At 72.1% G+C, this 2106-nt stretch carries 4 protein-coding genes and 1 riboswitch; of the genes, 1 reads left to right on the forward strand and 3 read right to left on the reverse strand.

All coding sequences use genetic code 11. The features are described from left to right. The 3 genes from thiM to ACQKIP_RS45810 all read right to left on the reverse strand — a co-directional run. Positions 1–805, reverse strand: an 805-nt coding sequence (thiM, locus tag ACQKIP_RS45800; RefSeq protein ID WP_427745706.1) for a hydroxyethylthiazole kinase, incomplete at its 3' end; no start/stop codon positions are given. Further along, positions 799–924, reverse strand: a riboswitch (TPP riboswitch). It overlaps the preceding gene by 7 nt. Before the next feature lie 176 nt (positions 925–1100). Continuing rightward, positions 1101–1481, reverse strand: a complete 381-nt coding sequence (locus ACQKIP_RS45805; RefSeq protein WP_365863455.1) for a toxin Doc — start codon at positions 1479–1481, stop codon at positions 1101–1103. Beyond that, entirely contained in the window at positions 1481–1720 is a 240-nt protein-coding gene (locus tag ACQKIP_RS45810) for a hypothetical protein (protein WP_365863453.1), read from the reverse strand. The genes ACQKIP_RS45805 and ACQKIP_RS45810 overlap by 1 nt, the downstream gene beginning before the upstream one ends. Positions 1721–1899: 179 nt before the next feature. Here ACQKIP_RS45810 and ACQKIP_RS45815 point away from each other — a divergent pair. Further along, on the forward strand, positions 1900–2106 hold a 207-nt coding region (locus ACQKIP_RS45815; RefSeq protein ID WP_427745707.1), incomplete at its 3' end, for a PIG-L deacetylase family protein.

Genomic DNA, 2106 nt, shown 5'->3' on the forward strand with positions numbered 1-2106 from the left:
GGTCCGGGCTGAGCTCGTACAGTGCATCGATCAGTGCGACCGCGAACGTGCCGGGTCCCGCCGAGCGCGTGGCGGCGATCTCCGCGGCCACCGTGAGCAGGCCCGACGCGGCAGTGGCGGCCAGCAGCGCGTCGCCGGTGACGGCTGTGCACGCAGCCACCAGGGCGCCGAGTGAGCAGCCGGTTCCCGTTACCCGTTGCAGCAGCGGGTGCCCATTGGCCACACGCACCACGCGCGTCCCGTCGGTGAGGACGTCCTCCGGACCGCTCACGGCGACCGCACAGCCGTAGCGCCGGCCCAGTGCGCCGGCCGCGGCCAGCGCCGCCTCGGGGGCGTCCGTGCTGTCCACGCCGCGCCCGCCCGTGCCGCCGCCGTCCAGTGCCAGGATCTCGGAAGCATTGCCGCGAATGACCGCCGGGGGTGCGCTTTCCAGGAGTTCGCGGGCGAGGCCGGTGCGCCAGGGCAGCGGACCGATCCCCACCGGGTCGAGCACCCACGGGCGTCCGGCCCCGGCCGCTTCCTTGACCGCGACGCGCATCGCCTCGCCCGTCCCGGAGGTGACCGTACCCAGGTTGACCAGGACGCCCCCGGCCACCCGGGCCAGCGCTCCGGCCTCCTGCGCGCTGTGCACCATCGCGGGGGCGGCCCCCGCCGCGAGCAGCACGTTCGCGGTGAACTGCGACACCACGACGTTGGTCAGACAGTGCACCAGGGGTGCGGAGGCCCGCAGCGACGCGATCACGTCCGCCACGGCATCAGGGGAAACCGCAGGGCCGTTCTTGGCGGGTATGGAGGCAGCGTCCATTGTCAGCACCCTTCCTACGCCGGCATTACCCGGTCCAGGTTCATGCGGTCGGCGGAAAGGGGAGCAAGTCCCGTCCGCCCTCTCAGCCCGGCTACTCCCGAGCTCCCGCGGTGGTCGCCACGCAATGTACCTCCCCCGGCAACGGGGTGTCGCACGCGGGGTGCCTCACCGCATGACGCGGCTCTGGCGCAGGAACTGGCAAGGCGGCCGCCCCGGTGCACACTGCGGGGCCGCTGCTGGTGCCCGGAGCGCTCCGGCCTGGCCGTCGCCTGGGCTCCGGCACCGGGGCCGGTGGTCAGACTTTCCAGGTACGCAGTGCTGCGGCCACGGTGTAGACGCTGGCCTTGGTGTCGCGGACCGTGCGGACCAGGTCGGAAAGGGCGCCGTAGGGCGGATCGATGCCCTCGCCGGACTGGTCCATGTACTGGGCGGCCACGAAGACGGCGAAGAGGCTGTTGCGGTGCGGCAGCGGTTCCAGCTGCACGATGGTGTGCAGGAGGGCCGCGGCGCGCCAGGCGGCGTCGGGGTCGGACGCTTCCAGCGTCGGCATCCTGGTTTTGTGCCGTGCGACGGCCGCGACGAGGGCGGAGTAGTCACAGACGGTGACGTCGTCGTCGTTGCCGAGGGCGGTCTCCTGGACGTCGAGCAGCCAGGAGACGTCGATGTGCAGGACCATCAGGCGGCTGCAGCTCCGCCGGCGCGCTGGGAGGGCGGTACCTCGTCGGGGAAGGCGGCGTCGAACTCGGATCGGAGGCGGTCCGCCCATTCTGCGGCGCCGGCGACGAATTGCTTGCGCTGCATCTCCCGTACCCCCAGGTCATGGAGGTAGGACTTCAGGCTCTTGCCCTCGGCGGCCGCCGCCGCGCGCACGCCTTCCATCTCTTCGTCGGAGAAGGACACGTTCAGTGATGGCATGGCTCCCATGGTACCTAGCTGGTACCGACCCGTGCCATCCCCTCTCGCGCACCGGTCGGGCCGGGGCCGGGTGAGTTCGGCGGCCCGGGCGGACCTCGCCATCGGGGTGCGCGGGCGGTTGCAGGGAAAGACGTGCGCGCCTGTGTGGATCGGGGAGGAGGGGGCGCCACTATCGGTGTATGACGACGCGAGAGGAAACGGGCGCGTCCGGCCCGCAGAACCCGCTGCCGCCGCTTCCCGAGGACTGGGAGCGATGTCTGGCCGTGGCGGCGCATCCGGACGACATCGAATACGGCGCGGCTTCGGCGGTCGCCCGCTGGACCGCTCAGGGCAAGCGGGTGACGTATCTGCTGGCCACCCGGGGTGAAGCGGGCATCGACGGTATG

Origin of the sequence: Streptomyces sp. NPDC059900, from assembly GCF_050270335.1 — a bacterium.
In the GTDB taxonomy this organism is placed as follows: domain Bacteria; phylum Actinomycetota; class Actinomycetes; order Streptomycetales; family Streptomycetaceae; genus Streptomyces.

What these genes read in the sequence shown, in the direction of transcription:
- ACQKIP_RS45805 (WP_365863455.1), bottom strand. Translation starts at nt 1,481, where the DNA reads ATGGTCCTGCACATCGACGTCTCCTGGCTGCTCGACGTCCAGGAGACC.
- ACQKIP_RS45810 (WP_365863453.1), bottom strand. Translation starts at nt 1,720, where the DNA reads ATGCCATCACTGAACGTGTCCTTCTCCGACGAAGAGATGGAAGGCGTG.